At 66.7% G+C, this 7,259-nt stretch carries 6 protein-coding genes; all 6 read left to right on the plus strand.

What is annotated here, in order from left to right:
* The first annotated feature begins 267 nt into the window (after nt 1-267).
* A complete protein-coding gene (locus tag EH240_RS26110; RefSeq protein ID WP_125004000.1) occupies nt 268-1,296 on the plus strand; it encodes a LacI family DNA-binding transcriptional regulator in 1,029 nt (342 codons plus the stop codon).
* Nucleotides 1,293-2,810 carry a sugar ABC transporter ATP-binding protein gene (locus tag EH240_RS26115; RefSeq protein ID WP_125004002.1) on the plus strand — a complete coding sequence of 506 codons (1,518 nt, stop codon included), beginning with the start codon at nt 1,293-1,295 and terminating at the stop codon, nt 2,808-2,810. Before EH240_RS26110 ends, EH240_RS26115 begins: the two co-directional genes overlap by 4 nt.
* Entirely contained in the window at nt 2,810-3,877 is a 1,068-nt protein-coding gene (locus tag EH240_RS26120; protein ID WP_245436384.1) for an ABC transporter permease, read from the plus strand. The genes EH240_RS26115 and EH240_RS26120 overlap by 1 nt, the downstream gene beginning before the upstream one ends.
* Before the next feature lie 85 nt (nt 3,878-3,962).
* Nucleotides 3,963-4,949: a substrate-binding domain-containing protein gene (locus EH240_RS26125; RefSeq protein WP_125004006.1), complete on the plus strand. Its 987-nt coding sequence runs from the start codon at nt 3,963-3,965 to the stop codon at nt 4,947-4,949.
* A 159-nt stretch (nt 4,950-5,108) separates the two neighbouring features.
* Nucleotides 5,109-6,395, plus strand: a complete 1,287-nt coding sequence (locus tag EH240_RS26130; RefSeq protein WP_125004008.1) for a mechanosensitive ion channel family protein — start codon at nt 5,109-5,111, stop codon at nt 6,393-6,395.
* 181 nt (nt 6,396-6,576) lie between these two features.
* Nucleotides 6,577-7,230 (plus strand): LysE family translocator, encoded by a 654-nt coding sequence (locus tag EH240_RS26135; RefSeq protein WP_125004010.1) that lies wholly within the window; start codon nt 6,577-6,579, stop codon nt 7,228-7,230.
* Nucleotides 7,231-7,259: the final 29 nt, after the last annotated feature.

Below are 7,259 nucleotides of genomic sequence, written 5' to 3' on the forward strand. Positions count from 1 at the left end.
AGGCCAGTCTCCTTCTCCCCGTTCACGGGGAGAAGGTGCCGGCAGGCGGATGAGGGGCAGCGCCGGCATCGACAATTGAAGCAACATCGCCCGAAGCGGGCTCTCTTCGCTGTTCCAAAGAGATTTCCACAGCTCGCCATCGAATCGATTGCGCAAACGTTTCGATGGCTCTATGGTTTTGCCAGATCCGCCAGAAACCAAAAAAGCAGAGCGGACGGGAAACGCATCTAAGGGAGGGGCGCTTGCGGGCACTCCGTACGAGCCGTCATGCCGACAATGGCTGAGGTCGCGCGCCGCGCCGGCGTCTCGGTTTCGACCGTCTCGCATGTCGTCAACCGCACGCGCTTCGTCTCGCCCGAGAAGGCGCAGCTGATCAACGACGCCATCGCCGCCATGGGCTACCAGCCCAACGAACTGGCGCGCTCGCTGAAAGTCGCCTCGACCAACAGCGTCGGGCTGGCCATCTCGGCGATCTCCAACCCCTATTTCACCGACATCATCTGCGCGGTCGAAGCCGAATGCGCGCGGCTCGGCCTGATGGTATTTCTCTCCGACACCCAGGAAGACCCCGACCGCGAGCTGCAGGTGGTGCGCGCCTTCCACCAGCGCCGCGTCGACGGCGTGATCCTGGCGCCGTCGGGATCGCCTGAGCGCGCGATCGGCTATCTCGCCGAAAAGAAGCTGCCTTGCGTCTTGATCGACCGCTTCGCCGACGACCGCTTCGACCAGATCGGCGTCGAGAACGAGACGGCGATGCGGGCGCTGATCGACCATGTCGCCTCCTTTGGCCATAGGCGCATCGGCTACATCGCCGGCCAGCCGGGGCTGGCCACCACGCGCGAGCGCGTCGACGCCTTCCGCGCCTCGCTCGCCGCCAATGGACTTGAATGCCTGCCGCACTATGTCTCGCCGGAAAATGTCGACACGGCGAGCGCCACGGCATCGACGCATGCGATCTTGTCGCTGCCTAGGCCGCCCACCGCATTGGTCACTGGCAACAACATGACGACGATCGGGGCAGTCCGTGCCATCCGCGAGAAGGGTCTTTCGATCCCTCGCGACCTGTCGATCGTCGGCTTCGACGATTTCGAATGGGCCGACTGCTTCGAGCCCAGGCTGACGCTGGTCGAGCAGCCCTGCACCGAGATCGGCAGACAGGCGGCGGCGCTGCTCAGCGAACGCATCGGCTCCAGCGACGCAGCACCCCGCACCGTGCGCCTCCAGGCGACGCTCCAGGCGCGCCAATCCTGCGCGAGGCCGGCCGACACGAGGCCAGCCCACACGAGGCCGGCGTGAGCGCGCCGCTGCTGTCCGTTACCGGCGCCGTGAAACGCTTTGGCGGCGTGCAGGCGCTGCGCGGCGTCGACTTCGACCTCAAGGCCGGCGAGATCCACGCGCTGCTCGGCGAGAACGGCGCCGGCAAGTCGACGCTGATGAACCTTCTGTCGGGCGTCCACACGCCGGACGAGGGCGAGATCCGGATCGACGGCAAGCCGGTGGCGTTCAACAATCCGCGCGAGGCGCAAGCCGCCGGCATCGCCACCATCTTCCAGGAACTCGACCTTGTTCCTTCTCTCGACGTCGCGGCGAACCTCTTCCTCGGCCGCGAATTGATGCGGCCGGGCGGCATGCTCGACGTGCCGGCGATGCGCCGCGAGGCGAAGCAGCGGCTGGAGGCGATCGAGCTCGCCATCGATCCTGCGCGCCTCGTGTCCGACCTCTCGATCGGCCAGCGCCAGGTGGTGGCGATCGTCAAGGCGCTGTCCTATGCCTCGCGCGTCCTGATCATGGACGAGCCGACGGCGGCGCTCACCGTCGGCGAGGTCGAGCGCCTGTTCGACATCATGCGCAAGCTCGCCGCCACCGGCGTCGGCATCGTCTACATCTCGCACCGGCTGGAGGAAGTGCCTGGTATCGCCGACCGCGTGACGGTGATGCGCGACGGCCGCGTCGCCGGCATCGCCGCGCCGCATGCGCCGCAGGCCGAACTGGTGCGCCTGCTGGTCGGCCGGCCGCTGGACGAGCTTTATCCCGAACGCGCCAAGCGCGCCGGCAAGACGCTGCTCAGCCTCAAGGATGCAAGCTTCCGGCTCGCTCGCGAAAGCGCGGGCTGGCAGCCGCCGAGCGGGATTACGCTCGAGGTCAGGGAAGGCGAGATTGTCGGCCTGGCCGGCATCATGGGGGCAGGGCGCACCGAGCTGCTTTCCGCGCTCTACGGCACCGGCCTTGCCGGCCGCTGGCAGGGCCAGGTCGCGGTCGGCGGCAGGCCCGTAAAACTCGAATCCATCAACGCGGCGCGCAAGGCCGGCATCGCCTTCGTCACCGACGACCGGCGCGGCAGCGGGCTGATGCTTCGGATGGCGGTCGGCCTCAATCTGGTGATGTCGGTGATCCGCCGCATCTCGCCGGCCGGGCTGATGTCGCCGCGCCGGCAGGCGGAGGCGGTGCGAGAGTCGTTCGCCCAGTTCGACATCCGCCCGAAGAACCCGGACATCGCCGTCGGCGCGCTTTCGGGCGGCAACCAGCAGAAGGTGGTGCTGGCGAAGGAAATCCTCGGCAGCCCGCGCCTCTTGCTGCTCGACGAGCCGACGCGCGGCGTCGATGTCGGCGCCAAGGGCGAGATCTACGCGCGGCTCAGGGCGCTGGCGGCGCAAGGGCTGGGCATACTGGTCGCCTCCAGCGAGATGCCCGAGCTGATCGGGCTGTGCGACCGGATCGTGGTGCTGCGCCAGGGGCGCAGTGTGGCGGAATTCATCGGCGGCGTTGATGAGCACACCGTGCTTGCCGCGGCAAACGGCAGGGAGGCCTGATGTCGGATCAGAAGATTTCGGTGGCGGCAAGCCCGGCAGCTTCAAGTTCGCCAGGGGCGGCAGCAAGGCATCGCGTCGACCCGCTGGCCATCATCGTGCGCTTCCAGAGCCTGATCGGCCTGGTGCTGGTGGCGATCGGCGGCGTCATTTTCTCGCCGCGGCGCCATGGCGAGATCCTGTTCCTCAACCCCGACAACATCGCCAACATCGTGCGCGCCGTGTCGGAGACCGGCATCATCGCCATCGGCATGACCTTCGTCATCATCACCGCCGGCATCGACCTCTCGGTCGGCGCCGTGCTCGGCCTTTCCGCCGTGGTGACCGCCACCATGATGATCTCCGGCGGCTTCGGGCTGATTTCGACCATCTTGGCCGTGCTCGCGATGGGCATCGTGTTCGGCGTCGTCCAGGGCACGATCTCCACCCGCTTCCGGCTGGAGCCATTCATCGTCACGCTTGCCGGCCTGCAGGCAGCGCGCGGTCTCGCGCTGATCGTCTCCGGCAACCAGTACATCAACATCTCCTATGGCGATGGGCCGGGCCTGGCGCCGCCGGTGTTCGCAGTGCTGGGCGAGCGGCTGTTCGACAACACCGTGCCGGTGGCGACCATCGTCTTCATCATCTTTGCCGCTTTGGCCACGCTGGTGCTCAACACAACCCGCTTCGGCCGCTACGTCTATGCCGTCGGCGGCAACGAGCGCGCCGCGCGCATTTCCGGCGTGCCGGTGTCGATGGTCAAGATTTCGGTCTACGCCATCACCGGCTTCGCCTCGGCGCTTGCCGGCATCGTGCACGCCGGCCAGTTCAACTTCGGCAGCGCCAATGACGGCATGGGCTATGAGCTGACCGCAATCGCCGCCGTCGTCATCGGCGGCACCAGCCTGTTCGGCGGCGCGGGCTCCATGGTCGGCACTGTCGCCGGTACCATCATGCTCGGCGCCCTGGCCAACATCCTTCAGCTCAACAACATCACCCCCGCCACGCAGCTGCTCGCGACCGCCGCGATCATCGTGCTGGCGGCAGTGCTTCAATCCCTCGTTCGCCGCCGCGAGGGTTTGGGACGATAGGAGGCCGGCGGCAGCATTCCGAAAGAGCAACCCAAGAACTGCAACGGAGGTCTGGCACCCCGGCCAGACGAGGAGGAGACTGAGCATGAGAACGACGCAGAGAGGACTGAGCCGCGCGCTGAAAGCCGCACTTCTGGCAGGCGCCGGCCTGTGCATTGCGGGCACGGCTGAAGCCGACCCGATGGTGAAGGCCTGCGCCAAGGACGGCCAGTTCGTCATCGGCTTTTCGCAGGCCAACAACGCCGAGCCTTATCGTCAGCACGTCAATGACGAGCTGACGGCGGCGGCCAAGGAAGTGCCGGGCTTCACGCTGCAGATCGCCGACGGCGCCGGCAACGTCAACACGCAGACCTCGCAGGTCGACAATTTCATCACCCAGAAGGTCGATCTGTTGCTGATCTCGCCCTTCGAGGCCGCCCCTCTGACGCCGGCCGTGAAGCGCGCCATGGATGCCGGCATTCCGGTCATCGAGCTCGACCGCAAGACGGTGGGCGACCCCGGCAAGGACTACACAGCCTTCATCGGCGGCGACAATTTCAAGATCGCCGAGGAAGCCGGCAAGTTCACCGCCGCGAAGCTTTTGCCCGACGGCGGCGAGGCGGCGGTGTTGGAAGGCCTGCCGAGCTCGACGCCGGCGGTGGAACGTCTCAACGGATTCAAGGAGGGCGTCAAGGCCAACCCGAAGATCCAGATCGTCGCCGAGCAGGCAGCCGACTGGGTTCCGGATAAAGCCCAGACCGCCTTTTCCGCCATGCTGCAGGCGCATCCCGACATCAAGGTGCTCTATGCCTCCAACGACATGATGGCGGCAGGCGCGCTCTTGGCCGCCAAGGGCGCCGGCAAGGACGTCAAGATCATCGGCACCGACGGCCTGCCGGGTCCGGCCGGCGGCATCGAGGCGGTGGCCAAGGGCGACTGGGCGGCGACCTTCACCTATCCGACCGGCGCCAGGGAAGCGATCGAGATGTCGAAGAAGATCCTGCTCGACTGCGCGACCTCGGTCGAGCCGACCGTGACGGTGGATACCACCGCGATCACGGCGGAGAACGCCAAGCAACTGATGGGCAAGTAGCCCTGCGCTGAGGTGACACGGCAAGGCCCCGCGCGGGGCCTTGCCTGTGTCGTCGCTGCCGCCCTTGACGCACCCGGAAGGTCGGCTTGACCATCCGCGAGCGCGACGACATTGTGGAACCGCGAGTTGCAAGTTCCTTAGCCAAGCGGTCGTGCGGCAATGGATTTTCGCGGCACCATCGACAAATCGCTGGCCTGGGCCGGCGGATGGTTCGACTATGCCGCCACGCCCTGGTTCGTCTATCAGGCCGGCATCATCGCCGCGCTCTTCGCGCTGGCGAAGCTGGCGGCGCTGCGCGTCGAGCCGCTGGTGGAGAGCCAGGCGCGCCAGATCAAGGGCCATCCCGGACTGTTGAGGGTCGTCATTGCGCTGTTGCGGCGCACCGACTGGATACTGTTCGCGATCTTCCTGCTTGCCGCGCTCAATGTCCTGCGCGCCGTCACCTGGCCAAGTCGCACCCATCTCCTCCACGTCGCGCTGCTGCTCTCCCTGGCGTGGCTGTTCGCGACGGTGCTGTCGCGTATCGTCCGCAACCGCCTCGTCGCGCGCACGCTCGGCTGGCTGGCGTGGATCTACGCGGCCCTTGTCATACTGGGCGTCAGTGACGAGGCAGCCGAGTTCCTCGACAGCCTCGCAATTTCCTTGGGCGCGGTTCGGCTCTCGGCCCTGATGGTGCTGAAGGCGGCGCTGCTTCTGATCGCCACCGTTTGGCTTGCGGTGGTCATCGGCAACTACGTCGACGAGCGCGTCCGCCTCGCCGAGGAACTGACGCCCTCGATCCGTGTCCTTGTCGGCAAGGTCGCAAAGATCGGCCTCGTGCTGGTGGCGGGCGCCGTAGCGCTCTCCGCCGTCGGTCTCGACCTGACGGCGCTGACGGTGTTTTCCGGCGCGGTCGGCGTCGGTCTCGCCTTCGGGCTGCAGAAAGTGGTCTCGAACTTCGTCTCCGGCGTGATCATCCTGCTCGACAAGTCGATCAAGCCGGGCGACACCATTTCGCTCGAGGGCACATTCGGCTGGATCCGCGAATTGCGGGCGCGCTTCGTATCGGTGGTGACGCGCGACGGCCGCGAATTCCTGATCCCGAACGAGGACTTCATCACGCAGAGGGTCATCAACTGGTCGTTCAGCGACAACCTCGTGCGGCTCGACGTGAATTTCGGCGTCTCCTATGACGCCGACCCGCACAAGGTCAGCGAGCTGGCGATAGAAGCCGCGATCAGCGTCGGACGGGTCGAGGCCGACCGGCGGCCGGTCTGCTGGCTGACCGACTTCGGCGACTCTTCGCTGAACTTCGTCCTGCGCTTCTGGATCCGCGACCCCCAGCAAGGCCTGACCAACGTGCGCGGCAAGGTGTTGCTGGCGCTGTGGGACACATTCAAGGCAAACGGCATAGACATCCCTTATCCGCATCGCGAGATCATCATGAAGGAATCGAGCGGGCAATAGGGAGGCGTGCCGCGGAGATCCGCGGCAGGTGCCGAGGCGATCGAGGCCCGGATCTGCATTTGGCAAGAATTGGAAGGAACGGCGCTCGCCAGCCAAGCGGATCGGCCGCCGGGGTGGTGACAATCGGCTTGGCGCGTGCATGGTATTGCGCGGGTTACCGACATCAACCTGGGAGAGAGCCTTGACCGAGTTTGCTACGATCCTTTCCATCCTTGGCGTTTTCCTGCTGGGCGCCATGAGCCCCGGGCCGAGCTTCGTCGTCGTCTCGCGCATCGCCGTCGCCGGCGAGCGCACGGACGGCCTGGCGGCGGCGATCGGCATGGGCATCGGCGGCTTCATCTTCGCCACCGTCGCGGTCGCCGGCCTGACCGCACTGCTCGTCCAGCTCGCCTGGCTGGATATCTTCCTGCGCGTCGCCGGCGGCGCCTATTTGTTGTGGATCGGCATAAAGATCTGGCGCGGCGCCAGCGAGCCGATCGAGATCACCGGCGATGCATCGGCACGCGCCGGCTCGTTCTGGCGGGCGCTGCGCCGCGCGTTGCTGGTGCAGCTCGCCAACCCCAAGACGGCGATCTTCTACGCCTCGATGTTCGCGGCCATGCTGCCGTCCTCGCCGCCGCTGTGGATGCTTCTCGTGCTGCCCCCGCTGCTCTTCCTGAACGAATTCGTCTGGTACGCGGTCGTCGCCTTCGCCTTTTCATCCAGCAAGCCGCGCGCTGCCTATCTCGGCACCAAGCACTGGATCGACCGCGCCGCCGGCGCCGTCGTCGGCGCGCTCGGCCTGAAGCTGATGTGGGAAGGCATGGCCGCCGCGCGCCGGGGGATCGCCGGGTGAGGCGACGTCGAGAGCGGCCAATCGCATAG

It is taken from the genome of Mesorhizobium tamadayense, from assembly GCF_003863365.1.
GTDB lineage: Bacteria > Pseudomonadota > Alphaproteobacteria > Rhizobiales > Rhizobiaceae > Mesorhizobium > Mesorhizobium tamadayense.

Coding starts and splice junctions, on each gene's coding strand:
- EH240_RS26125 (WP_125004006.1), top strand. CDS start 3,963: ATGAGAACGACGCAGAGAGGACTGAGCCGCGCGCTGAAAGCCGCACTT.
- EH240_RS26110 (WP_125004000.1), top strand. CDS start 268: ATGCCGACAATGGCTGAGGTCGCGCGCCGCGCCGGCGTCTCGGTTTCG.
- EH240_RS26120 (WP_245436384.1), top strand. CDS start 2,810: ATGTCGGATCAGAAGATTTCGGTGGCGGCAAGCCCGGCAGCTTCAAGT.
- EH240_RS26130 (WP_125004008.1), top strand. CDS start 5,109: ATGGATTTTCGCGGCACCATCGACAAATCGCTGGCCTGGGCCGGCGGA.